Below are 22,538 nucleotides of genomic sequence, written 5' to 3'. Positions count from 1 at the left end.
CAATGGAGTCGAGGCCAGACTACCGCAGCGGCGCCGCCTCCACACCGGCCGTAGGTCACCCTGCGGTCCGGCCGCCGGAAGACGCGTCCAGGTGCCGGTGCACGCGGCCGGGCGCACTGGCCCGCAGGAAACGCCACGTGAGCAGCAGGGCCGCCACGCTGAGACCGGCGATCAGGCCGATCCACATGCCCTTCGGCCCCCAGCCCAGGCCCAGGCCCAGGCCGGCGCCGAGGCTCATGCCCACCCCCCAGTAGGCGATCGCGGCCAGCAGCATCGGCACGCGGGTGTCCTTGAGGCCACGCAACGCGCCGGCCGACAGCACCTGGAGGCCGTCGGGGAACTGGAAGGCCGCGGCATACAGCAGCAGGCTCGCCGCGAGCGTCGCGACCGCCACGTCGTTGGTGTAGAAGCCCACCACCGTGTCGTGGCCGAAAAGCAGCACCAGCGCCGATGCCAGCTGGGTGCACAGCATCAGGCCGTAACCGGCGAAGGCCGCACGCCGCACACCGCGTCCGTCGCCCCGCCCGGCCGCATGGCCGACCCGCACGGTGGTCGCCTCGGCCAGTCCCATCGGGATCATGAAGCACAGCGCGGCGACGTTGATGGCGATCTGGTGGGCCGCGGCCGGCACGTCGCCCAGGCGGCCGATCAGCAACGCGGTGGCAACGAACAGTCCGCCTTCCATCGCAACGGTGACGCCGATCGGCAGGCCGGTGGCGAGCAGGCCCCGGATCGCGGGCCAGCGCGGAGGGTCGAAGCGCTCGAACAGGCGAAGGTCCGCGAAGCGCCGCGAGCGCCACAGGTACAGCGCGAACGCGAGTGCCTGCGCCCACATCATCGCGGCCGAGGCAAAGCCCAGTCCGCCCGCCCCCAGCTCAGGCAGGCCGAACGCCCCGTACGTCAGGGCGAAGCCGAGCGGCACGAGCAAGGCCAGGCCACCGAAGCCGAACAGCATGGTCGGCAGCGTCCAGTGCAGTCCGTCGCACAGGTAGCGCATGCACAGGTACAGGGTCAGCGCGGGCACGCCCCAGCGGATGCCGTGCAGGAAGGCGGACGCACCGGGGCGGATGTCCGCCGCGATCCCCATCGGCGCCAGTGCCAGGGTGGCCAGGCTCATGAAGGCAAACAGGAGCAGGCCCAGCGCGGCGGAAAGCCACAGGGCCTGCCGGAACAGCGCGCCGATCTCGTGGCGGCGCTGGCGGCCGTCGAGCTGCGAGACCGCGGCAGGCACCGCCATCAGCGTGCCCATCGGGACCATCACCGGCAGCCAGAACAGTGCCGTACCCACCGAAACCGCCGCCAGCGTGCCGGTCCCGTGGTGGCCGGCGATCACGCTGTCGACGAAGCCGATCAACCCGGTCGCAAGGTGGCCGAGCACCAGCGGCGCGGCGAGGACGGCGGATGCGCGCACCTCGCGGCCGAAGGACAGGCGCGGGATGGATTCGGGAGGCATGGGACGACTCGCGCGACTTCGGCCGGCAGCGATCGGACGTCGCGCGCTGGCGCCGGGTCGTGGCAGGCAGCTATCTTAGCGGCGACTCGATGAACAGGCACCCCGCCGGATGGCCAGGCACCCCCCCGAGGCGCACCCGTCCCACTGCGCGAACTGCAATGCCGCCCTGCAGGGCGGGTTCTGCCACGCCTGCGGGCAGTCGAGCCACGATCCGATGCGCAGCCTCGGCCATGCGATCGAGGACATCTTCGAGTCCTTCTGGCACCTCGACGGCCGGGTGTTCCGCACCCTGCGCGACCTGATGGTGCCCGGACGCGTCGCCAACGCCTACCTCGCGGGCCATCGCGTCCGCTACCTGCCGCCGCTGCGGCTGTTCGTCATCCTGGCCGCGCTGGCGTTCTTCGTCGGTGCGCTGACGATCCGCGTCGACGTCGACAGCGCGGAGCCGATGCCGCTCAGCGGGATCACCGGCGCCTCCACCGTCGAGGAGGTGGAGCGGGAGCGCGACCGGTTGCTGGCAGAGGTCCAGGAGGCCCGGCGCGCCCTGCACGAGGAGTTCCCCATGCCGGGCATGGACGCGCTGCTCATCACCGAGGAAGTGCGCATCCAGGGCGAAGCCGCCAACCGGATCGAGCAGCTCACCGCGAAACCCGGGGACACGGTCCCCGAGTGGGAAGGCCCGCTGTTCACCCCGTCCTCCGAAGCCTGGAGCGCGGAGAAGAACCCGGTCGGCTTCGCGGGCGCGCCCGGGTTCGTCAACGCCTGGCTGGCGAAACGCCAAGCCCAGGCCGAGCGCAACCTGGCGTCTGTGACGCAGGATCCGTCGCTGTTCCTCCCCGCCGTACTGCACGCGCAGCCGACCACCCTGTTCCTGCTGGCACCGATCTTCGCGCTGCTGCTCAAGCTCGCCTACCTCGGCAGCGGGCGCGTCTACCTGGAACACATGGTGGTCGCCCTCTACAGCCACTGTTTCCTGTTGCTGGCGCTGCTCGCGGTGTTCCTGCTGTGGGGCCTCGGCAGCATGGGCGAGGGACACGCGTGGACGCGGGTCGCCGTCGCCCTGCCGGCGTTCGCCATCCTCGCCTGGATGCCGGTCTACCTGCTGGTGATGCAGCAACGGGTCTACCGCGACGTCCTTCCCCTGACGGTGCTCAAGTACTGCATCATCGGATCCCTGTATTTCCTGATGGCCGTGATCCTGGCCACCCTCACCTCGCTCTACTTCCTGACCCAGCCGCTATGAAGCCTGCCGTCATCTACGAAGTGAACCTGGACATCGAGGCGGGCGTGCTCGAAGCCTACCGCCACTGGCTGCACACGCACGTTAGCGAAATCTGCGCGTTGCCGGGCTTCACCGACGCGCAGGTATACGAAGTGCTGGACCCGCCCCCGGGTGCGGGCCGGGCATCGCTCTGCGTGCACTACCGGCTGGAGAACGCCGAGGCGTTCCAGGCCTACATCCGCGACCACGCCCCGCGCCTGCGCGCCGAAGGAGAGGCGCGGTTCGGCGGGCGCTTCCACGCACGGCGACGGGTGCTGCTGTTCAACGGCGACGAGACCTGCTGAGCGGCGTCAGCGGTCCATCTGCTCCCATAGCCATTGTTGCCGGCGCTCGGGCGGCGTCGCGATCAGCTCGCGCCGCAGATCGTCGCGTGCCTGCGGTGACGTGCGCTGGGTGAGCACCGCCAGTTGCGCGCGCTGTGCCGAGCTCATCGCATGCAATACCTCCAGCAGCGGTGCACGCTGCTCGACCGGTACCTGTGCCAGCAGTCCGTGCAGGCTCGCATAGTCCGCGCCCAGGACCGGTCCAAGGCGCCAGCCCCGCTGCACGCTCACGTCCAGCGCGTCGAATTCGGCGCGAAGCGCCTGGCGGTCGTCGGGCGGGAGGGTCGCGAACTGACGTGACATGCCGGCCACCTGCTCGCGCTGCATCGCCGGGAGCGCCTGCCAGGCGCGCCAGTCCTCGCGCCGCTCCATGCGGGCGCGGGGTGCCTGTCCGTCCCAGGCGCCCGCCCGTTCCGCGAACGCCGCGCGCTCGGCGGGACTCCATGCCTGCCAGCGCGCGGCGCGCAAGCGGATGCGGACGCGTGCGTCTTCCGGCAGCCCCGCGAGCAGGGCATCCAGCCCGGGAGGCAGCTCGACGATCTGCCCGGGTACGGCCGCCGGCGCCTCCTCCCCGGGGCTCGCCCGCACGGTTGGCTCCGGGGGGGCCGCCATGGCACTCCCGCACGCGACCAGAACGCAGAGCGCTGCCCGGACCCCACGCCGTCGGGTGGATTCAAAGCGCTGAGGCATCACTTTCGCTCCCATCGCTCCCATCCGTCACGTCGTCCAGCGATTCCTGCTCAGCGACGGGCGCCAACGGAGGCAGCATCGGGTCGGCGGGCGCAGCATCGCGGGCCACCAGCCAGCTGTAGAAGGCCAGGTCTTCGGCCACGGCGGCCTGCGCGGGGTGCGCCAGCTGCTCGAAATCCGGATGCAGCAACAAGGCATTCGCGGCGTCGTAGTGGGTCGCCGCCGGGGCCGCGGCGGCCAGCGCTTCCACCTCCACGCGTCCGTCCGCCGGGGCCGCGCCGGCCCGTGACGCCTGCGACAGGCCGAGGGGGTCGAACCCCGGGAACGGCCACCAGAAGGTGGCGGCGAACGCCAGCACGCACAGGACCAGCAGCCCCCAGAGCACGCCCCGCAGGCGCCGATGCGGTCGAGGGCCGGCCGGCACCGCATCCCCCGAGGGAGCGCCGGCCGGCAGCTGCGGCGTCTCGCCATGGAGCGCGGCCTCGCGCACCCGGGCCAGGCGCTGCATGCGCGGGGGCGGGAGCAGCCTGACCCGCATGTGGACCTGTTCGCGCAGGCGCTGCCATGCCTGCTGCTGGCTGAGCGCGGCACCGTCCTCGGTCACTGCCTGCGCCAGCGCCAGGCGATAGCCGGCCACGCTGATCCCCATCACCTCGGCGGCCTCGGCTTCATCGAGGCCGGCCGCCAGTTGCAGCAGGACCGCGGCCCGGGGTCCGGCCCCCAGCTCGGCCAGGCGATCCGTGGCATCCAGCGGGACCGCCACCGCCACCCGTTTCTGCAAGGCGGGCGCGGTCAGGAGGAGCGCCCAGAAGCGGACCGGCCACGCCCGCATCGGCAGGGTATCCGCCTGCTGAGGGAACGCGAACAGTGCTGCCTCCACCGCCGCGTCGCCGGCGGCCGCATCCCCCGCCTGCAGTTCCGCAAGCACGGCTGCGCGCCGCTCCACCCCGCGCATGAACGCGGTCAGGGCGGCGGACGGAGGGGAGGGGCGCGGAGGGCTCATGGCGAGGCGGCGGTCATGTCCGCATGATAGCCACGCCGATGCGCGTGGGCGCATTCCGGCGCTGCGACGGACTTCAAGAAACGGCTTGACATTTGTGCACGCGACGCTCCTCCCCGCCCTGTCGGGCTTTTCCGGCCGAAGCGGTTGTGCACAGCAGTAAGAATTCCGTCACCGGACCGGGGCAGCCACCCCAAGCCCCCCGGGTGACGGATATGTTTCACGCGCAAGTATATGAATATATTGATATTTATGGGAGTGGTCATTTTTTAGCCAAGATGATGTGAAGGCTTGATTCAGCGGGATTTGGCCCCCCTGCCGACACACCATGCACAGCGTTATCCACAGGCCGTGTGGATAAGGAAATTTCTTCTTTGGCCACGGTGACTTGCGTGATTTTCATCACATGACGCGCAGCAATGGTCTGCAACTCGCGGCGGCCGTCTCCACGGTCCATCCCCTAGACTTCGACGATGCCTGAAGCCGCCGCCCCCACCTGTACCGCCGCACCGGATGCACCGGCCGCGGTCTGGCGCGTGGCGCTGCCCGTGCCCCTGCCACAGCTGTTCGATTACCGGCCGCCGGAGGCCCCGGGCCAGGGCGATCCTGTCGGCTGCCGGGTCCGGGTGCCCTTCGGGCGCGGCGGGGAGAAAGTCGGGGTGGTGGTGGCAACCGCCGCCCCCGACGAAGCGTCCGGTGCGCTCAAGACGGTCTCGGACCGGCTTGACGGTCCCCCGCTGCTGCAGGGGGAACTGTTGGCCTCCTTGCATTGGCTGGCGCGATACACCCACGCGCCGCTCGGCGAAGTACTCGCGACAGCATTGCCGGGCCCACTCCGCCACGGAGAGCCCCTGCCCGACACCCGGGTCTGGGGATGGCAGCTGACCGAAGCGGGGCGGACCGCATGTGCCGGCATGCGTGAGGGCCGCCCCCGTCGCTTGGCCCATCATCTGGCGGGGGGGCGCATCGACGAGGACCGGCTGGACCAGACGGTGGAGGGGTGGCGCAGCGCCGCCCGCAGCCTCTCCGGTCGGGGCCTGGCGGAGCGGGTCGAACTTCCGCCGGTCCGGCGGGCCGCCGAGCCCGGAGCCGGTCCGACGCCGAACGCGGGACAACAGGCAGCCATCGACGCAGTCCTGTCGTCCCACGGGACGTTCCAGCCCCTCCTGCTCGATGGCGTCACCGGCAGCGGCAAGACGGAGGTCTACCTGCATGCGATCGCCGACTGCCTGGCGCGTGGACGGCAAGCGCTGGTGCTGGTCCCCGAGATCGGCCTGACCCCGCAGACCCTGGGCCGGTTCCGCGACCGGCTCGGGATCCCGGTCCACGCCCTGCACTCAGGCCTGCCCGATGGCGAGCGCGCCCGGGTCTGGGCCGCCGCCGCGCGGGGCGAGGCGCGGGTGGTGGTCGGCACGCGTTCGGCGGTGTTCCTGCCGCTCCCTGAGCCGGGCCTGATCGTCGTGGACGAAGAACACGACGGCAGCTTCAAGCAGCTCGACGGCATCCGCTACCACGCCCGTGATTTCGCCCTCGTGCGCGGCAAGGCGCTGGACGTGCCGGTGGTCCTGGGCAGCGCCACGCCTTCGCTGGAGTCGCTGCGGAATGCCCGGAGCGGACGCTACGTCCACCTCCGCCTGCGGGAACGCGCGGGCGCCGCCCGCCCCCCGCGGGTACGCGTGGTCGACGTGCGCAAGCGGCCGCTCGATGCCGGTCTGTCGCCGGAGCTGCTCACCGCCATCGAACGCGCCCTTGCCGATGGCGGACAGGTGCTGGTGTTCAAGAACCGTCGCGGCTACGCGCCGGTGCTGCTCTGCCACGACTGCGGCTGGAATGCACAGTGTCCGCGCTGCAGCACCGCGCTGCATGGCACGCCGATGACGGTGCATGCCGGCGGGCGGCGCCTGCAGTGCCACCACTGCGGCCATCGCCAGCGCGTGCCGGATGCCTGCCCCGACTGTGGCGGCCTGGGCCTGCAGCCGCAGGGCGCCGGCACGGAACGGATCGAGGACGCTTTGAGGGCGCGGTTTCCCGACACGCGCATCTTCCGCGTCGACCGCGGCAGTACCCAGCGCCGCGATGCCATGGAAACGCTGCTCGCGGAGTTCGGTCGGGAGCCGGGCATCCTCGTCGGCACCCAGATGCTGGCCAAGGGCCATGACCTGGCCGGGTTGACCCTGGTCGCGGTGGTCGGCATCGACGAAGGCCTCTTCAGCGCCGACTTCCGGGCACCCGAGAAGCTCGCCCAGCTGCTGATCCAGGTGGCCGGCCGCGCCGGTCGCGCCGACCGTCCGGGCGAGGTCCTGCTGCAGACCCACCACCCGGGCCACCCCCTGCTGGAGACCCTGCTCGGCGGCGGCTACCCGGCCTTCGCCGAGGCCGAACTGCCGCAACGCGAGGCTGCCGGCTTCCCACCCGCGACCCACATGGCGATGCTGCGCGCCGAAGCGAAGCAGGTCGAAGCCGCCGAGTCCTTCCTGCACCTTGCCCGCGAGGCCCTGGCACACGCCGCGCCGCGCGCCGCGCTCGAGCTCAACGGCCCGTTACCGGCACCGATGCCACGACGCGCCGGCTACCAGCGCATGCAGCTGCTCCTGACCGCGGCAGATCGACGCGACCTGCACGCCGCGCTCGATGCGGCACTGCCGACGCTCTACGCCAGCCCTGAAGCCCGTCGCGTGCGATGGTCGCTGGACGTGGATCCGGTCGACCTTTACTGAGCCGGATCAGCTGCGCTTGCCCCGCCCCTTGGGCTTGTCGCGCACCAGCACGATCGGGCCCTGGCGCTTCACCTCGAACAGGCCGATCGCGTCGATCAGGTCGCTGAGCTTGCGGTAACCGTAGTTGCGTGGATCGAACGAGGCCTGGTTGCCCACCTGGCTGCCGACCGCGCCCAGGTGCGCCCAGCCATCGTCGTCGCCGGCCGCCTCCACCGCGTTGCGCAGCATCTGCACCAGCCGCGTGTCACCGCGCAGTTCCTTCGCCGGCTGCGCCTTGGTGGTGCCATTGTCGGCATTCGCCGGCTGGCCCAGGGCTTCGACGTAAGTAAACACCGTGCACGCATTGACGAAGGGCTCGGGGGTCTGCTGCGCGCCGTAGCCGTACACCTTCACGCCTTCGGTGAGCAGGCGCATCACCAGCGGGGTGAAATCGGCATCGGACGACACGATCGCGAAGGCATCGAGCTTGCCGGCGTAGAGCAGGTCCATCGCGTCGATCACCATCGCCATGTCGGACGCGTTCTTGCCCTTGCTATAGGCGAACTGCTGGATCGGCCGGATCGCATACTCGTGCAGCATCGACTCCCAGCCCTTCATCGCCGGGCTCTTCCAGTTGCCGTAGGCACGGCGCACGTTGGCGACGCCGTGGCGGGCGACCTCGGCGAGGACGACGTCGATCTTCGACGCAGGTGCGTTGTCGGCATCGATCAGCAGGGCGATGCGTTTCTCGGGCTCGGCCATGGGGCCTCCGGGCGGTGGAGTGGCCACGAGCGTAGCGCATCGGCGATGGCGCACCGGTGTCGGGCATGACGGCGCGACGGGCATCCCGCAGAATGGACGCCCCCGCGCCATGCCCGCCTGCCCATGACCACCCCACTCGATGCCCTGCGTGCCCTGTCCGTCGTCGTTGCCGACACCGGCGACATCGAGGCCATCGACCGCTTCAAGCCGATGGACGCGACGACCAACCCGTCGCTGCTGCTCAAGGCGGCGGCCCTGCCCGCCTACGCGGGCCTGATCGAAACGGCCATCGCCGACGCACGCGGCCCAGACGACGCGGCGCGCGTTGCCGATGCCGGCGACCGCCTGGCCGTGGCGATTGGTGGCGAGATCCTCAAGCGGGTCCCCGGTCGCGTGTCCACCGAGGTCGATGCGCGCCTGAGCTTCGATACCGAGGCCACGCTCGCGCAGGCCCGCAAGCTGGTCGCGCTGTACGAGGACGCCGGCATCGGCGCCGACCGGCTGCTGATCAAGATCGCAGCGACGTGGGAGGGCATCCGCGCCGCCGAACAGCTCGAGCGCGAAGGGATCCACTGCAACCTGACGCTGCTGTTCTCGTTTGCCCAAGCCGTCGCCTGCGCCGAGGCCGGGGTGTTCCTGATCTCGCCCTTCGTCGGCCGCATCCTCGACTGGCATCGCGCGAACGGCATGGATGCACCGGCAACGCCCCAGGACGACCCCGGCGTGCAGTCGGTCACCCGCATCTGGCACTACTACAAGCGCCACGGCTACGACACCGTGGTGATGGGCGCGAGCTTCCGCAACACCGGACAGGTGCTGGCGCTGGCCGGCTGCGACCGGCTCACCATCTCGCCGGACCTGCTGGACGAACTGGAACGCGGCGCTGGCGACGCGGTGCGCGCCCTGGTGGACGATGGCCAGCGCGCGCCGCACCCGGCCGGCCTCGAGGAACCGGCATTCCGCTGGCAGCACAACGAGGACGCGATGGCGACCGAAAAGCTCGCCGAGGGTATCCGCAAATTCGCCGCCGACCAGGTGAAGCTGGAGGCGCTGTTGGCCGGTCGGATGGGTATCGCGCTCCCCGCGGCCTGACTCAGCCCTCGCGCAGCAGCTTCTTGATACGGCTGCCGAGCTTCATCAGCTTCATCAGGGTCGAGGGCTCCAGCCGGAGCATCTCGTCCCCCCAGGCCGAGAGCGAGGCCACCAGGTCACGCGTCTCCCTGATGCGGGCACGCACCTCCGCGGGCTCGTCGGCGAGCGCCGGATCGGCCACGCAGTCGGCCAGCATCGCGACCGTCGGATCGAACTCGCGCGCCTTGCGTTCCCGGACGACGGTGCGGAACAGCTCCCACACGTCCTTCGACGTCTCGAAATGGTCGCGGCGGTCGCCGAGCTGATGCACCGTGCGCACGAGTCCGTAGTTGGTCAGTTCTCGCAGGCTGGTGCTGACGTTGGAGCGCGCGACCGAAAGGGTCGCGGCGATCTCCTCCGCGTGCATCGGACGCCCGGACAGGAACAGGAGCGCATGGATCTGCGCCACAGTGCGGTTCACCCCCCAGCGCGATCCCATTTCCCCCCAATGAAGGACGAAGCGCTGGGCGATCGGCGAGAGTGCATGGGCGTCGGGCATCGAGGGAGGGTCCGGGGGGCTTGGCGGCAGGTTAGTTTCGTCATATATTTCTGTCAATACAGAAATTAACGACACAGGAGCAGGGCCATGGCAGGTTTGGACGCACCACGCCCCGGGCCGATCGAGGCGGCCAGCCCACCCCGCGTACTCGTGCTGGGCGGCGCCGGCTTCATTGGCCGCCATGTCGTCGACGCCCTCGACAGGCAGGGCGCGCTCACGGTCGTCGGCAGCCGGCATCCGGGGCGGCGGCTCCGGCATGGCGTCGGACCCGCCCAGGCATTCCGTAACGCCCGGTTCGAACGCCTGACCGGGGCCGCGGACTGGGCCGGGCCGCTGGCCGGGGTCGATGCGGTGGTGAACTGCGTCGGCATCCTGCGGCCGCGCGGGCGCGAGACCTACGAGCGCGTCCACCACCTCGCCCCGGCCGCGCTGGCGGAGGCCTGCAGGGCGCGCGGGCTGCGCCTCGTGCACGTGTCGGCACTCGGCCTCGAGGGACCGGTCCGCAGCCGCTTCCTGCGCTCCAAGCGCGACGGCGAGGCCGCGTTGCGGGCGAGCGGCGCGGACTGGCACATCGTCCGGCCCTCGCTGCTCGATGGCGAAGGCGGGTTCGGCGCGCGCTGGCTCCGGCGCGTCGCACGCTGGCCAATCCACTGCCTGCCGGCCGACGCACTCGGGCGGATCGCCGTGCTCGACGTGCGCGACCTCGGGGATGCGATCGCGCGGCTTGCACTGGCACCGGCCGGAGCGACGTCCATGCGCGAACACGAGCTCGGCGGACTGCATCCGTGCACGCTGGCCGAGCACCTGGCGGCACTGCGCCGGCTGCATACGGATACCCCGGCGCTGCAGCTCGAGGTGCCCGGCTGGCTGGCCCGCGTCGCCAGCCATGCCTGCGACCTGCTGCACGCGACGCCGTTCTCCTACGGACACTGGGAACTGCTGCGGCAGGACAACTGTCCCCGCGACAACCGCCTGCCCGTCCTGCTCGGGCGCGCGCCGCGCACGGTGGGCCGCCACGTGGCGCCGTCACCCGCGCCCCTGCCCGCCGCCGGAGCCGCCGCATGAGCCACGTTCCGCCCCATGTCGTCATTGTCGGCGGCGGTTTCGCCGGCCTGTGGGCGACACGCGCGCTCGCCCGCGACGCGGTCAGGATCACGCTGGTCGACCGCCGCAACCACCACCTGTTCCAGCCCCTGCTCTACCAGGTCGCCACCGCGGGCCTTTCGGCACCGGACATCGCGGCGCCGCTGCGCCATATCCTGCGTCGCCAGCGGAATGTCGAAGTCCGGCTAGGCGAGGTGGCCTCGATCGACACGGGGGGACGCCGGCTCGGCCTGGAGGATGGCACCGCGCTGGATTACGACATGCTCGTGGTCGCCACCGGCGCGACGCACGCCTACTTTGGCCACGACGAATGGGCACCGCACGCACCCGGCCTGAAGTCGCTGGATGACGCCCTCGGCATCCGCCGGCGGGTGCTGATGGCCTTCGAACACGCCGAGGCCGCGGACGACCCGGCCGAGCGCGCCGCCTGGCTGGAGTTTGCGGTCGTGGGTGGCGGGCCGACCGGCGTCGAGCTTGCCGGCACGCTGGCCGAGATCGCGCGGCATACGCTGAAGAACGAGTTCCGGCACATCGATCCGGCGCAGGCACGCATCCGACTGGTCGAAGCCGGGCCGCGCGTGCTGTCCACGTTCCCCGAGCGCCTGTCGGAAGACGCCCGCCGCAAGCTGGAGAAACTGGGCGTCGACGTCGTCACCGGCCACGCCGTCGAGGCGATCGATGCCGAGGGCTACGTGTTGGGCGGCACGCGGGTACCGGCGCGGACGGTGCTATGGGCGGCCGGCGTGGCCGCTTCGCCGCTGGGCGCCCTGCTCGGCGTGCCACTCGACCGCGCGGGCCGGGTCCACGTCGGGCCCGATCTCGGCGTTCCCGGCCAACCGGAGGTCTTCGTGGCCGGCGACCTCGCCCATGTCGAACAGGACGGGCGCCCGGTACCGGGTGTCGCCCCGGCCGCCAAGCAGATGGGCGCGCACGTCGCCCGCGCGGTCCGTGCCCGGCTCGCCGGCGCGACACCGCCCGCCTTCCGCTACCGGGACATGGGCAACCTGGCCACGATCGGCCGCATGGCCGCGGTGGTCGACCTGCACGGCCTGCACCTGCGGGGCCTGCCCGCCTGGTGGTTCTGGCTGTGGGTGCACGTGCTCTTCCTGATCGGCTTCCGCAGCCGCCTGGTCGTGCTGATCAACTGGGCCTGGTCTTACTGGAGCTACCAGCGCCACGCCCGGATCATCTTCGGCCGGTCCACCCGGGCGGCACCGCGAACGCCCACCGATTGAGCGGCGCGTGCCGGAACGCAGACGGCCCCTCGCGGGGCCGTCGGGTGTTGCCGTGCCGCTGGCGCCTCAGGCGACGAACAGCGCCTTCATCTTCTTCAGCGCGTTGGCCTCGATCTGGCGGATGCGCTCGGCCGACACGCCGTACTCGTCAGCCAGCTCCTGCAGGGTCACCTTGCTGTCGCCATCCAGCCAGCGGCGCTTGACGATGTCACGCGAGCGGTCGTCCAGGCCGGCCAGGCCCTCGCGCAGCAGCTGCAGCTGGTTGTCTTCCTCGTCCTCGCGCTCGTACAGCTGGGAGGGATCCTCCTCGGCGGTCCGCAGGTAGGCCGCGGGCGACGGCGGCGCGCGCTCGTCGTCCTCGTCGGCCGGCGCGTCGAAACCGATGTCACGGCCGGACAGGCGCGACTCCATCTCAAGCACTTCGCGCTCGGAGACATTGAGGTCGGCAGCGACGGCACGCACTTCCTCGGCATTCAACCAGCCCAGGCGCTTCTTGCTCTTGCGCAGGTTGAAGAACAGCTTGCGCTGCGCCTTGGTCGTGGCCACCTTCACGATGCGCCAGTTCTTCAGGATGAACTCGTGCATCTCGGCGCGGATCCAGTGCACCGCGAAGCTCACCAGGCGCACGCCCTGCTCCGGGTCGAAGCGCTTCACCGCCTTCATCAGGCCGATGTTGCCTTCCTGGATCAGGTCGCCGAGCGGCAGGCCGTAGCCGTTGTAGCCCCGCGCCACGTGCACGACGAAGCGCAGGTGCGAATGCACCAGCTCGCGGGCGGCGTCGAGGTCTTCGTCGTCGCGGAAGCGGCGTGCCAGGTCCTGCTCGTCGTCGGCCGTCAGCACGGGGATCTGGTACACGGCGCCGATGTAGGCGTCGAGCGACCCCAGTGCGCTGGGCACCGGCAGGCTGTTGGAGATCAGGGCGGTGGAGGGAGTCTGGGTCATGGCAGTCATATTAGCAGTCGCATGTTACGACTGCTGAAGCCGACAAAAGTTCACTTTGTTCCGCCAGCGGAACAAAGCCCCCGTTCAGCTTGCCGATAGCGTTGCCTGCCGGCCGCATTCCGCTTACAGCAATGTCTCCACGGGCAGCCAGCGCGCCAGACGGGCCTGGAAGCGGCGGCTGAAGCCGGCTTCGGGTTCCTTGTCATGGACCTGGCTGCCGTCGCTCCAGCGCAGGTCGCCGTCCACCTGCGTGACTTCCCACGCGGCGGAGGGCGCGATCATCGCGGTGAACAGGTCGGACAGCCGGGCGGCGACCTCGGGATGGTCGATCAGGATGCCCTGCTCGCAGTTCAGCGACACCGAGCGGGGGTCCAGGTTGAAGGAGCCGACGAAGGCCACCCGTTCGTCGATCACCGCCGCCTTGCTGTGCAGGCTGGCACCCGACGAGCCGAACAGGCTGATCCCGTCCTGGGCAGACTCGCCGGCGCGTTCGGGCTTGAGCTCCCACAGGCGGACCCCGCCCTCCAGCAACGGTTCGCGATACGCCGAATAGCCGCCATGGACGGCGGCGACGTCGTTGGCGGCCAGCGAGTTGGTCAGGATCCGCACCTGCCGGCCCTGGGCGACCAGACCGGTCAGCTGTTCGGTCCCGCCCTTGCCGGGCACGAAGTAGGGGGAAATCAGGTCGACCTGGCCATCCGCCCCGGCGATCGCGGCCGTCAGGCCATGCAGGACTGCCGAGGTTTCCAGCAGGGTGCCTTCGCGGTCGGCCTTGTCCGGTGCGTCGCTGAGCACCTGCCATCGCGCGGTCCAGTGCATCGGCAGGGCCATCGCCTTGGCGGCGGCCACCGCATCGTGCCCGTCCATGGCTTGGATGTAGGCGCTCTGGCGGGCTTCGACGGCATAGGCCCGGGCACGGTTGCGCAGGTCGTCGAGCGCCCCGGCGGTCACGTCGTCGGGACTGAGCGACTCGATGGGCCAGACCTTGTTGGAATTCCAGTACCGGTCGAAGGACGCGCTGAGCTCATCGACCGCCGGCCCGACGAAGGCCACGTCGAGATCGTTGAAGTTGACGTGCTCGCTGGCCGAGAAATACTCGTCGCCGATGTTGCGACCGCCGGCCATCGCGAAGCGGTTGTCGACGATCCAGCTCTTGTTGTGCATCCGGTGGTTGATGCGCGAGAAGCTGGTGAGCCCCTCCATCGCCTTGCCGAAGAACCCCTGCCGCGAAGCGAACGGGTTGTACAGGCGCACGTCGATGTTGGGGTGCGCGGCCAGTGCGGCGATCGCGAAGTTCTTGGCGCGCGCGTCCATGTCGTCGAGCAGCAGGCGAACGCGGACGCCGCGGTCGGCGGCTTCGATGAGTTCGAGCGCGAGCAGCCGCCCGGTCAGGTCGTCGTGCCAGATGTAGTACTGCACGTCCAGGCTGCGCTCGGCGGCACGGGCCGACAGGCCGCGCAGGGCGAAGGCTTCCACTCCATCCGGCACCAGGTGGAACCCGGACTGTCCCGGGCGCTCGTCCAGCGCCGGCTGCACCACCTGGTCCAGGCGGGTGGTCGTTCCCGCGGGCAGCACCGTCACCGCGGGCCCTTCGGGGCGAGGCGGCAGGCTGGAGCACCCCAGCAGGACGAACAGCAGGCAGGCCAGCACCAGCGTGCCCAGGCCGGTCAAGGTCAGCTTCATCTTCCACCCCATGTTGATTGCCTGCGTGGCCAGCGTTGCCTCGTTGCGCCCCATCATCCCTGCGCCGCACCGGCGATGCAAAGCGGTCAGGGCGTTGCAGGCAAGGTCCAGTCGATCGTGCCGGCACCACGCCGCGCGAGCCACGCGTTGGTCGCGGAGAAATGCCCGCAGCCGATGAAGCCCCGATGCGCGGAGAGGGGCGAGGGGTGCGGTGCCTTCAACACCCGATGCCGGCGCGGATCGATCACCTTGCCCTTGGCCTGCGCGTAGCTGCCCCACAACAGGAACACCAGGCCTTCGCGCTCGCGCCCGAGCACCTCCACGACGTGGTCGGTGAAGCCCTCCCAGCCCTTGCCCTGGTGGCTGCCGGCCCGCCCTTCCTCGACGGTCAGCACGGCGTTGAGGAGCAGCACGCCCTGGTCCGCCCAGTGCCGCAGGTGCCCGTGGCGCGGCGGCGCGATGCCGAGGTCGCGCTGGAGCTCCTTGTAGATGTTCTGCAGCGAAGGCGGCACCGCCACCCCGGGCTGGACCGAGAAGCACAGGCCGTGCGCCTGGCCGGGCCCGTGGTACGGGTCCTGGCCGAGCACGACCACCTTGACGGCATCGAAGGGCGTGGCGTCGAACGCGGCGAAGATCTGCGGGCCGGCCGGATGGATCGTGGCGCCCGCCGCCTTGCGCTCGCGCAGGAAAGCCGAGAGCGACTGCATCTCGTCGCGCAACAGATAGTCGCCGATGCGCGCCTTCCAGCCCGGCTCGAGCCGGATGCGTGCGTCGGCCGACTCAGCCGGCATCCACGGCGTCCCGCTCCGGCAGCCTCGCCACGCGCAGCTGGAAGAGGGTCTTGGTGATCAGCAGGCGCTCTTCGATCGGCTTGAGCACGAGGTCGTTGGCCCCCTGCACCAGCAGTTTGCTCTGGTTGTCCCGGTTGTCGTCGCCGGTCATCACCAGCACCGGCAGCCGCCGCTTGCCATAGCCGAAGTCTCCGCGCAGGCGCTGCAGCAGGTCCATGCCGCTCAGTTCGCCCTTGAGGTAGACGTCGGTCAGCACCAGGTCGGCACCCGGATCCCCGGAACCCCGATGGGTTTCGAGGTGTTCCAGCGCCTCTTCGACGCCGACGAAGTGCATGACCTTGACGCCATGCCGTTCGAGCATGCGCTTGGTCGCCAGGGCGACGACCCGGCTGTCCTCCACGTACAGGACGCGCGCGCCGGGGATGGGCTCGGGCTGCACGTATCCGAGCACGAAGGCGGCCAGGGCCTCGTGCCCCAGCGACTTGTCGAAATAGTCGGTGACGTCCTCGGTGAACTGGCGCTGTTCCAGATGGTGCTGTGCGTCGCCGGATACCACGATCACGGGCACATAGGCCTGTCCGACCGCCTGCCGCACGCTGCGCGCCAGCGCCACGCCGTCGCCGTCGGGCAGCACGAGCGAGGTGGTGACGAGGTCGACCGCGGCCTCGTCGAGCGCGGCACGCGCCTCCTCGATGCTGCCGCAGGCGACGACTTCCACGTCGTCCACGGAGCGGCGGAGGGTATCGCCGATCAGCTTGCGGACCAGCTTCGAGCCGTCCACCACCATGATGCGGGGCGCCTCCTGGCTGACATGGCGGAGTTTGTCCTGGGTATCGGTCACGTCGGAATGCTCAGGTCTCGGTCGATCGGGTCTGACGCAGGGTCTGGCCGGCGACCAGGCCGGCCCCGAGCCAGCCCAGCAGCCCGGCGCCCGCCACGACCACCAGGGCCTGGGTGGGGCCGAAGCCCTGCAGCATGAAGTCGCTGCCATAGCTGCGCGCCAACGCGGCCAGCGGCGGTCGCAGCGACCACGCCACCACCGTCAGGACGACCAGTGCGATGCTCCCCGCCAGCACACCGTAGCAGGTGCCGAGGTAGAGGAAGGGCCTGCGTATGAAACCGTCGGTCGCGCCGAGCTGCTGCAGCACGCTGATCTCCTCGCGGCGCTGCTGGATGTCCAGGCGCACCGTGTTGCCGACCACCAGCAGGGCCCCGACACCCAACAGGACGGCCAGCACCCAGGCCAGTCGCGTCCCCAGCCGCAGCCAGCCGTCGAGGCGTTCGCGCCACGCGGCATCGTGCTGAACGACGTCGGCTTCAGGCAGTGCGCGCAGGGCCTCGGCGAGGGCCATCTCATCGCCGGCCGGCGCCACCACCAGCAGGAACGGCAGCGGATTGGCCCCGATCACCTCGAGCGCTTCGTCCAGTCCACTGGCACCGCGCAGGGCCTGCAATCCCTCGTCCGGCGTCCGCAGCTCGACCGCGGCGACGTCGCCACGCGCCCGCAACTCGGCCGCCAGGGTCTCCGCGCGCGCCGCATCGACATCGGGCTGCAGGAACAGGTCGATCTGGCGCGCCTCCTGCACGTCGCCGACGAAGCGTTCCATGTTCGCCATCGTGGCCCACAGCCCCAGCGGGAGGGCCAGGGCGACCGCCATCACCCCGACGGTCAAGCCGGCCGCCCAGGGCTTGGCCGCCATCCGCCCGAGGCTGGCGACGAAACTGAAGACATGATGGTCGAACCAGCCGGCCACCCGCGACGGCGCGCGCGCCGGCGCGTTGCCGGGGGGCATGCGCGTGCTCATGCCGCCAGGTCCTCCGGCGAGATGTCGTCGGCCAGGCGCCCGTGGTCGAGCACCAGCACGCGCTTCTTCATCCGCTTCACGAGGGACAGGTCGTGGCTGGCGATCATCACGCTGGTGCCGCGACCGGGCAGGGACTCGAACAGGCCCATGATCTCCGCCGACAGGGTCGGGTCGAGGTTGCCCGTGGGCTCGTCGGCGACCAGCAGGCGCGGCTCGGCGACGATCGCGCGGGCAATGCCGACGCGCTGCTGCTCACCGGCGGAGAGCTGGCCCGGCAGGGCATTGGCGCGATCGCCCAACCCGACCCGGTCCAGCACGCTGCGCACGCGCTTGCCGGTCTCGCCGCGACGCTCACCGCGCAGGACCAGCGGCAGCGCGACGTTGTCGGCCACGGTGCGGTCGGTCAGCAGGCGATGGTCCTGGAACACCACGCCGACCTCGCGACGGTGCAGCGCCACCCGCGGCCCGCGCACCTTGGCGAGGTTGCGGTCGGCATAGAGCACCACGCCGCTGCTGGGGCGTTCCGACAGGTGGATGAGCTTGAGCAGGGTGCTCTTGCCCGCACCCGAATGCCCGGTGATGAACAGCATTTCACCCGCACGCACCTCGAAACTCACATCGCTGAGCGCGGTGCGGCCACTGGCATACCGCTTGCTGACATTGTCGAAGCGCAGGATGCTCATGGGGCGTGATCGGCACCGGGCAGAGAGGGAACGGGCGGGAGGAACGACTGCGCCCGATTGTCGCCGCGCGTCGTGGCGAAAGCGACCCCCTGCGACGGGCGCGCGTCGCAAACCCGGTGACGCGTCCCGACGCCCTGGGCCCGCCCGTCTTCAGTGCTGGGAACGGGGCGCCCGGGTCACCAGCGACTTCAGGCCCCGCTTGATCCGACCCAGCAGCCCTGGCTCGCTGGCCGGCGCCTGCGGGCCGGCCTTGCCGGCAGACGCGCCGGAGGACTTGCGGGCCTCCACCTGGCGCGTCGTGCGGGCCGTGTCGCCGCTGCGGGTCGCCTCCGGCACGGACGCAGCCGCCTGCGTCGCATCGGCCCCTTCGACCTTGCGTCCGCCGCGCCGGCGACGGCGCTTCCGGGGCTTGCGCTCACCGTCCGCGCCGACCGGCGTCGCCGGTGCGGTGGCGGTGGCGGTGGCGGTGGCGGCCGAAGGTGCCGACGCTGCGGATGCGCCCTCCGGGCGGGCCTCGCCCGTCCCGTCGCTGGCGCCCGGACTGGCCTTGCGGCGTGGCCGGCGCTCGCCGGACGTGCGTTCGCCGCGGCTTCCGCCCCCGCGTCCGCCGCGACCGCGGCCACCCTTGCCACCACGGCGTTCCTCATCGGCCGCGCGCTGCTCGCGCGCCTCCTGGAAGATCTCGCGGATGCTCTCGCCCTCCTCGCCTTCCACCGGCACGCGCGGTTCGCGCGGCACGGCGACCAGCAGCTCGGGCGTCACCGCCTCGACCGGGATCTTCTGCTCGATGTAGGCCTCGATGTCCGGCAGGCTCATCGCGTAGCGCTCGCAGGCGAAGCTGATCGCGTCGCCCTCGGCACCCAGGCGCGCGGTGCGGCCGATCCGGTGCACGTAGTCCTCGGCATCGAACGGCAGGTCGTAGTTGTAGACGTGGCTGATCCCGTCGATGTGCAGGCCGCGCGCGGCGACGTCGGTCGCCACGAGGATGTCGAGCTGGCCCTTCTGGAAGCGGCCGAGCAGCGTCTCGCGCTTCTTCTGCGGGACATCGCCGGACAGCACGCCGACGCGGTGGCCGGCCTTCTCCAGGGCCCGCGCGACGCGCTCGACGAACACCTTGGTGTTCACGAACACCATCGTCCGGGTGCCCTCGCTGCGCGACAGCAGGCCGATCAGCAGCGGGATCTTCTCCTCGTCCGCGGGGAAGTACATGGTCTGGCGCACGCGCGCGGCGGTGACCGTCTCCGCCTCGACCACCAGCTTCTCCGGCTCGTTCATGTGCTCGTAGGCGAGCTCGAGCACGCGGTGGCTCAGGGTCGCGCTGAACAGCAGGGTCTGGCGCTCGGTGCGGATCGGCATGCGGCGCAGCAGGAAGCGGATGTCCTTGATGAAGCCCAGGTCGAACATCCGGTCGGCCTCGTCCAGCACGCACATCTCGCAGGCGTGCAGGCTGACCACCTTGTGCTGCTTGACGTAGTCGATCAGGCGGCCCGGCGTGGCGATGATGATGTCCGCGCCTTCCTGCAGGATCGAACGCTGCTTGTCGTAATCGACACCGCCGTAGACCAGCGCGAACTTCAGGCCCAGGTCGCTGCCGAACTTCACCGCGTCCTTGTGGATCTGGATGGCCAGTTCGCGGGTCGGCGCCAGGATCAGCGCGCGCGGGTCCTCGGGCTTGCGCTCGGCCAGCGCCGGGCGGGTCAGCAGGCGGTTCATCACCGCGACGAGGAAGGCGAGGGTCTTGCCGGTGCCGGTCTGTGCCTGTCCGGCGACGTCGCGGCCGGTCAGGGCGATCGGCAGGGTCATCGCCTGGATCGGAGTGCAGCGGGTGAATCCGGCACCTTCCAGCCCGGCCAGCAGGTCCGGGTGCAGGCCGAAGGAGTCGAAGGTGACGTCGGTCAGGGGTTTGTCGCTCATCAGGTCAGGCTTCCAGGCGCAGGACGCGCCATGTCGGGGGCAGTGCTTGCGCGGACGGTGCCGTCGCCGCAGACTGCCGGGGTCGGCCAGGTGCCCTGACCGCAGCGTGCGCCGACCCTTGAAGCCGGCGCGAAACGCCCCAGTTTACCCCATGAGGCGGCCCGGCCGCCTGCACCGGCCACCGTCCGGCCGCCCATCGCCCCCCGCAGCATCCAGGAGAGTCTTGTGAGCGAGAAGATCATGCACGTCGGCGACGCCGATTTCGACAGCGCCGTCCTGCAGTCGTCCGAACCCGTCCTGGTCGACTTCTGGGCGGAGTGGTGCGGCCCCTGCAAGATGATCGCGCCGGCCCTGGATGACCTCGCCGAGACCTACGCCGGCAAGGCGAAGATCGCCAAGGTGAACGTGGACCACAACCGCGCCACGGCCATGAAGTACCACGTCCGCTCCATCCCGATGCTGCTGCTGTTCAAGGACGGCCAGATCCAGGACACCCAGATCGGCGCGGTGGGCAAGGCCCAGCTCGCGGCGATGCTCGACAAGGCGCTCTGAGCGCCACCGGCCCCGCCCCGCGGGGCCCCCGGGGGTTCTGAACGAACCCGAACCGGCCCCTTGCGCAAGGCGGCGGGCCGGTGCTAGCTTCGTCACAACCGGCTGGCCGGACACGCTGTCCGCGCTGCCGCACCCTTCTGGAACCACCAGACCCATCACGTCCCCGACGCCACGCTCGCCCACCGCGAGCGCTCGCCGTTCAGCGAGGAAGACACCCTTGTCCGACAATACCCCCGACGCCGGCGAAGCCGCCGAGAAGCGCGTGCGCAAGCCGCGTGCGGCCAAATCCGCAGCCGCCGCCACCAGCAAGACCGACGCGACGGCCGATTCAGGCCCCGCCAAGAGCGCCGACGCCCAGGCCCCCGCGCCGGCCAGCCCCCCGCCCGCTGGCGAGGGCAAGCCCGCGGCGAAAACCGATGACGGCGCCAAGGCCGACGCGAAGGCCGACAAGCCGGCCAGCGAGGGCTCGGCCAGCGAGGGCAGCGCCGACGGCAGTGGTGGCGACTCGCGCGGCAAGGACAAGGATGGCGGTCGCGACCACGGCGGCGGCCAGGGCCAGGGCAACCGGCGCGAACGTTTCCGCAACCGCCGGGACCGCAACCGCAACCGCAACCGCGACAACGGCTTCCCGGAGGACGGCGGCAACGAGGAGTTCGTGCCGCGCAACAATCCGCAGGTCCCCGAGGGCTTCCCCAGCTACTCGCTGAGCGACCTGAAGAAGATGCCGGCCGCCAAGCTGCTGGAGATCGCCGAGCAGCTGAACATCCATGAAGGCGTCGCCCGCGCACGCAAGCAGGACGTCATCTTCGCCGTCCTGAAGGTGCTGACCCGCCACGGCGAGGGCGTGGTCGCCGACGGCGTGCTGGAGATCCTCCCCGACGGCTTCGGCTTCCTTCGCGCACTGGAGGCCAGCTACCTGGCCGGCCCGGACGACGTCTACATCAGCCCCAGCCAGATCCGCCGCTTCAACCTGCGCACCGGCGACCACCTGTCCGGCCGCATCCGCTGGCCCAAGGACGGTGAGCGCTACTTCGCCCTGTCGGTGGTCGACACCATCAATGGCGAGCCGCTGGAAGCGTCGAAGAACAAGGTCCTGTTCGAGAACCTGACCCCGCTGTTCCCGCGCCGCCGCTTCCGCCTGGAGCGCGGCGACGGCAGCACCGAGGACATTACCGGCCGCATCCTCGACCTGATGGCGCCGCAGGGCAAGGGCCAGCGCGCGCTGATCGTCAGCCCGCCGAAGGCCGGCAAGACGATGATGATGCAGCAGGTCGCCACCGCGATCACGACCAACCACCCGGACGTCCACATGATCGTCCTGCTGGTCGACGAGCGCCCGGAGGAAGTGACCGAGATGCAGCGCACCGTGCGCGGCGAAGTGGTCAGTTCGACCTTCGACGAGCCGGCCGCGCGCCACGTGCAGGTCGCCGAGATGGTGATCGAGCGCGCCAAGCGCCTGGTCGAGCACAAGAAGGACGTGGTGATCCTGCTCGACTCGATCACCCGCCTCGCCCGCGCCTACAACAACGTCGTGCCGTCCTCGGGCAAGGTCCTGACCGGCGGTGTCGACGCCAACGCGCTGCACCGCCCGAAGCGCTTCTTCGGCGCGGCCCGCAACGTCGAGGAAGGCGGCAGCCTGACCATCATCGCCACCGCGCTGATCGACACCGGCAGCAAGATGGACGAGGTGATCTACGAGGAGTTCAAGGGCACCGGCAACTCCGAGGTCCACCTCAACCGCCGCATCGCCGAGAAGCGCGTCTACCCGGCCATCGACATCAACCGCTCCGGCACCCGCCGCGAGGACCTGCTGATCGAGCCGGACCTGCTGCAGAAGATCTGGATCCTGCGCAAGCTGCTGCACGGCATGGACGAGATCGGCGCGATGGAGTTCATGCTCGACAAGATGAAGAACACCAAGTCGAACGACGAGTTCTTCGCCTCGATGAAGCGCTGAGTTCGAGCGCCCATGGAGAACGGAAACGCCCCGCGA

General features: G+C 70.6%; 20 protein-coding genes and 1 pseudogene. 8 read left to right on the top strand and 13 right to left on the bottom strand.

Annotated elements, in window-relative coordinates; all coding sequences use genetic code 11:
* Positions 1-55 precede the first annotated feature (55 nt).
* Positions 56-1,453 carry an MATE family efflux transporter gene (locus H4F99_RS04435; RefSeq protein ID WP_182668525.1) on the bottom strand — a complete coding sequence of 466 codons (1,398 nt, stop codon included), beginning with the start codon at positions 1,451-1,453 and terminating at the stop codon, positions 56-58.
* A 109-nt stretch (positions 1,454-1,562) separates the two neighbouring features.
* Here H4F99_RS04435 and H4F99_RS04430 point away from each other — a divergent pair, with 109 nt between their 5' ends.
* Together H4F99_RS04430 and H4F99_RS04425 are read left to right on the top strand one after the other, a co-directional pair.
* Entirely contained in the window at positions 1,563-2,696 is a 1,134-nt protein-coding gene (locus H4F99_RS04430; protein WP_182668524.1) for a DUF3667 domain-containing protein, read from the top strand.
* Positions 2,693-3,019: a DUF4286 family protein gene (locus tag H4F99_RS04425; protein WP_182668523.1), complete on the top strand. Its 327-nt coding sequence runs from the start codon at positions 2,693-2,695 to the stop codon at positions 3,017-3,019. Before H4F99_RS04430 ends, H4F99_RS04425 begins: the two co-directional genes overlap by 4 nt.
* Positions 3,020-3,025: 6 nt before the next feature.
* Here H4F99_RS04425 and H4F99_RS04420 read toward each other — a convergent pair whose 3' ends face one another.
* From H4F99_RS04420 to H4F99_RS04410, 3 genes are all read right to left on the bottom strand, one after another.
* The gene (locus H4F99_RS04420; RefSeq protein ID WP_182668522.1) at positions 3,026-3,646 is read right to left on the bottom strand and encodes a DUF3106 domain-containing protein; all 621 of its coding nucleotides are present in this window, start codon (positions 3,644-3,646) and stop codon (positions 3,026-3,028) included.
* Positions 3,647-3,731: 85 nt separating this feature from the next.
* Positions 3,732-4,751: a hypothetical protein gene (locus H4F99_RS04415; protein ID WP_182668521.1), complete on the bottom strand. Its 1,020-nt coding sequence runs from the start codon at positions 4,749-4,751 to the stop codon at positions 3,732-3,734.
* A 259-nt stretch (positions 4,752-5,010) separates the two neighbouring features.
* Positions 5,011-5,205 (bottom strand): hypothetical protein, encoded by a 195-nt coding sequence (locus tag H4F99_RS04410; protein ID WP_182668520.1) that lies wholly within the window; start codon positions 5,203-5,205, stop codon positions 5,011-5,013.
* Positions 5,206-5,221: 16 nt separating this feature from the next.
* Between H4F99_RS04410 and H4F99_RS04405 the strand changes: the two genes are divergently transcribed.
* Complete coding sequence (locus H4F99_RS04405; RefSeq protein ID WP_182668519.1) at positions 5,222-7,465, top strand: primosomal protein N'; 2,244 nt, start codon at positions 5,222-5,224, stop codon at positions 7,463-7,465.
* A 6-nt stretch (positions 7,466-7,471) separates the two neighbouring features.
* On the opposite strand, the gene H4F99_RS04400 is transcribed toward H4F99_RS04405, so the two are convergent.
* Entirely contained in the window at positions 7,472-8,206 is a 735-nt protein-coding gene (locus H4F99_RS04400) for an NYN domain-containing protein (protein ID WP_182668518.1), read from the bottom strand.
* 123 nt (positions 8,207-8,329) lie between these two features.
* On the opposite strand from H4F99_RS04400, the gene tal reads away from it, so the two are divergent.
* Positions 8,330-9,298 (top strand): transaldolase, encoded by a 969-nt coding sequence (gene tal, locus H4F99_RS04395; RefSeq protein ID WP_182668517.1) that lies wholly within the window; start codon positions 8,330-8,332, stop codon positions 9,296-9,298.
* A gap of 1 nt (position 9,299) precedes the next feature.
* Here the strand turns inward: tal and H4F99_RS04390 are convergent, their stop codons facing one another.
* Positions 9,300-9,836: a GbsR/MarR family transcriptional regulator gene (locus H4F99_RS04390; protein WP_182668516.1), complete on the bottom strand. Its 537-nt coding sequence runs from the start codon at positions 9,834-9,836 to the stop codon at positions 9,300-9,302.
* Positions 9,837-9,923: 87 nt separating this feature from the next.
* On the opposite strand from H4F99_RS04390, the gene H4F99_RS04385 reads away from it, so the two are divergent.
* Positions 9,924-10,901: an NAD(P)H-binding protein gene (locus H4F99_RS04385; protein WP_182668515.1), complete on the top strand. Its 978-nt coding sequence runs from the start codon at positions 9,924-9,926 to the stop codon at positions 10,899-10,901.
* The gene (locus H4F99_RS04380) at positions 10,898-12,175 is read left to right on the top strand and encodes an NAD(P)/FAD-dependent oxidoreductase (RefSeq protein WP_182668514.1); all 1,278 of its coding nucleotides are present in this window, start codon (positions 10,898-10,900) and stop codon (positions 12,173-12,175) included. Before H4F99_RS04385 ends, H4F99_RS04380 begins: the two co-directional genes overlap by 4 nt.
* 66 nt (positions 12,176-12,241) lie before the next feature.
* Here H4F99_RS04380 and rpoH read toward each other — a convergent pair whose 3' ends face one another.
* From rpoH to rhlB, 7 genes are all read right to left on the bottom strand, one after another.
* Positions 12,242-13,117 (bottom strand): RNA polymerase sigma factor RpoH, encoded by an 876-nt coding sequence (rpoH, locus tag H4F99_RS04375; protein ID WP_182668513.1) that lies wholly within the window; start codon positions 13,115-13,117, stop codon positions 12,242-12,244.
* A gap of 123 nt (positions 13,118-13,240) precedes the next feature.
* Complete coding sequence (locus tag H4F99_RS04370) at positions 13,241-14,857, bottom strand: phospholipase D family protein (protein ID WP_246371301.1); 1,617 nt, start codon at positions 14,855-14,857, stop codon at positions 13,241-13,243.
* Positions 14,858-14,886: 29 nt separating this feature from the next.
* Entirely contained in the window at positions 14,887-15,591 is a 705-nt protein-coding gene (gene ung / locus H4F99_RS04365) for a uracil-DNA glycosylase (RefSeq protein WP_182668512.1), read from the bottom strand.
* Positions 15,581-16,378 carry a response regulator gene (locus H4F99_RS04360; RefSeq protein ID WP_182668796.1) on the bottom strand — a complete coding sequence of 266 codons (798 nt, stop codon included), beginning with the start codon at positions 16,376-16,378 and terminating at the stop codon, positions 15,581-15,583. The genes ung and H4F99_RS04360 overlap by 11 nt, the downstream gene beginning before the upstream one ends.
* Before the next feature lie 64 nt (positions 16,379-16,442).
* Positions 16,443-17,396, bottom strand: a complete 954-nt coding sequence (gene ftsX, locus H4F99_RS04355; RefSeq protein ID WP_425487990.1) for a permease-like cell division protein FtsX — start codon at positions 17,394-17,396, stop codon at positions 16,443-16,445.
* The gene (gene ftsE / locus H4F99_RS04350; protein WP_182668511.1) at positions 17,393-18,079 is read right to left on the bottom strand and encodes a cell division ATP-binding protein FtsE; all 687 of its coding nucleotides are present in this window, start codon (positions 18,077-18,079) and stop codon (positions 17,393-17,395) included. The genes ftsX and ftsE overlap by 4 nt, the downstream gene beginning before the upstream one ends.
* 150 nt (positions 18,080-18,229) lie before the next feature.
* The gene (rhlB, locus tag H4F99_RS04345) at positions 18,230-19,993 is read right to left on the bottom strand and encodes an ATP-dependent RNA helicase RhlB (protein WP_182668510.1); all 1,764 of its coding nucleotides are present in this window, start codon (positions 19,991-19,993) and stop codon (positions 18,230-18,232) included.
* Positions 19,994-20,218: 225 nt separating this feature from the next.
* Here rhlB and trxA point away from each other — a divergent pair, with 225 nt between their 5' ends.
* Together trxA and rho are read left to right on the top strand one after the other, a co-directional pair.
* On the top strand, positions 20,219-20,545 hold the full coding sequence (trxA, locus tag H4F99_RS04340) for a thioredoxin TrxA (protein ID WP_182668509.1): 327 nt from the start codon (positions 20,219-20,221) through the stop codon (positions 20,543-20,545).
* Positions 20,546-21,101: 556 nt separating this feature from the next.
* Positions 21,102-22,502: pseudogene (rho, locus tag H4F99_RS04335) on the top strand (transcription termination factor Rho); the annotation flags it as partial.
* Positions 22,503-22,538: the final 36 nt, after the last annotated feature.

The organism is Marilutibacter penaei (assembly GCF_014145395.1).
Classification (GTDB): Bacteria; Pseudomonadota; Gammaproteobacteria; order Xanthomonadales; family Xanthomonadaceae; genus Marilutibacter; species Marilutibacter penaei.
This window is presented reverse-complemented; position numbering and strand designations above follow the sequence as displayed.

What these genes read in the sequence shown, in the direction of transcription:
- H4F99_RS04430 (WP_182668524.1), top strand. Translation starts at nt 1,563, where the DNA reads ATGGCCAGGCACCCCCCCGAGGCGCACCCGTCCCACTGCGCGAACTGC.
- ung (WP_182668512.1), bottom strand. Translation starts at nt 15,591, where the DNA reads ATGCCGGCTGAGTCGGCCGACGCACGCATCCGGCTCGAGCCGGGCTGG.
- H4F99_RS04435 (WP_182668525.1), bottom strand. Translation starts at nt 1,453, where the DNA reads ATGCCTCCCGAATCCATCCCGCGCCTGTCCTTCGGCCGCGAGGTGCGC.
- H4F99_RS04380 (WP_182668514.1), top strand. Translation starts at nt 10,898, where the DNA reads ATGAGCCACGTTCCGCCCCATGTCGTCATTGTCGGCGGCGGTTTCGCC.
- H4F99_RS04425 (WP_182668523.1), top strand. Translation starts at nt 2,693, where the DNA reads ATGAAGCCTGCCGTCATCTACGAAGTGAACCTGGACATCGAGGCGGGC.
- H4F99_RS04360 (WP_182668796.1), bottom strand. Translation starts at nt 16,378, where the DNA reads ATGGTGGTGGACGGCTCGAAGCTGGTCCGCAAGCTGATCGGCGATACC.
- ftsX (WP_425487990.1), bottom strand. Translation starts at nt 17,396, where the DNA reads ATGAGCACGCGCATGCCCCCCGGCAACGCGCCGGCGCGCGCGCCGTCG.
- H4F99_RS04400 (WP_182668518.1), bottom strand. Translation starts at nt 8,206, where the DNA reads ATGGCCGAGCCCGAGAAACGCATCGCCCTGCTGATCGATGCCGACAAC.
- H4F99_RS04385 (WP_182668515.1), top strand. Translation starts at nt 9,924, where the DNA reads ATGGCAGGTTTGGACGCACCACGCCCCGGGCCGATCGAGGCGGCCAGC.
- ftsE (WP_182668511.1), bottom strand. Translation starts at nt 18,079, where the DNA reads ATGAGCATCCTGCGCTTCGACAATGTCAGCAAGCGGTATGCCAGTGGC.
- rhlB (WP_182668510.1), bottom strand. Translation starts at nt 19,993, where the DNA reads ATGAGCGACAAACCCCTGACCGACGTCACCTTCGACTCCTTCGGCCTG.
- H4F99_RS04415 (WP_182668521.1), bottom strand. Translation starts at nt 4,751, where the DNA reads ATGAGCCCTCCGCGCCCCTCCCCTCCGTCCGCCGCCCTGACCGCGTTC.
- H4F99_RS04390 (WP_182668516.1), bottom strand. Translation starts at nt 9,836, where the DNA reads ATGCCCGACGCCCATGCACTCTCGCCGATCGCCCAGCGCTTCGTCCTT.
- rpoH (WP_182668513.1), bottom strand. Translation starts at nt 13,117, where the DNA reads ATGACCCAGACTCCCTCCACCGCCCTGATCTCCAACAGCCTGCCGGTG.
- tal (WP_182668517.1), top strand. Translation starts at nt 8,330, where the DNA reads ATGACCACCCCACTCGATGCCCTGCGTGCCCTGTCCGTCGTCGTTGCC.
- H4F99_RS04410 (WP_182668520.1), bottom strand. Translation starts at nt 5,205, where the DNA reads ATGGACCGTGGAGACGGCCGCCGCGAGTTGCAGACCATTGCTGCGCGT.
- H4F99_RS04370 (WP_246371301.1), bottom strand. Translation starts at nt 14,857, where the DNA reads ATGATGGGGCGCAACGAGGCAACGCTGGCCACGCAGGCAATCAACATG.
- H4F99_RS04405 (WP_182668519.1), top strand. Translation starts at nt 5,222, where the DNA reads ATGCCTGAAGCCGCCGCCCCCACCTGTACCGCCGCACCGGATGCACCG.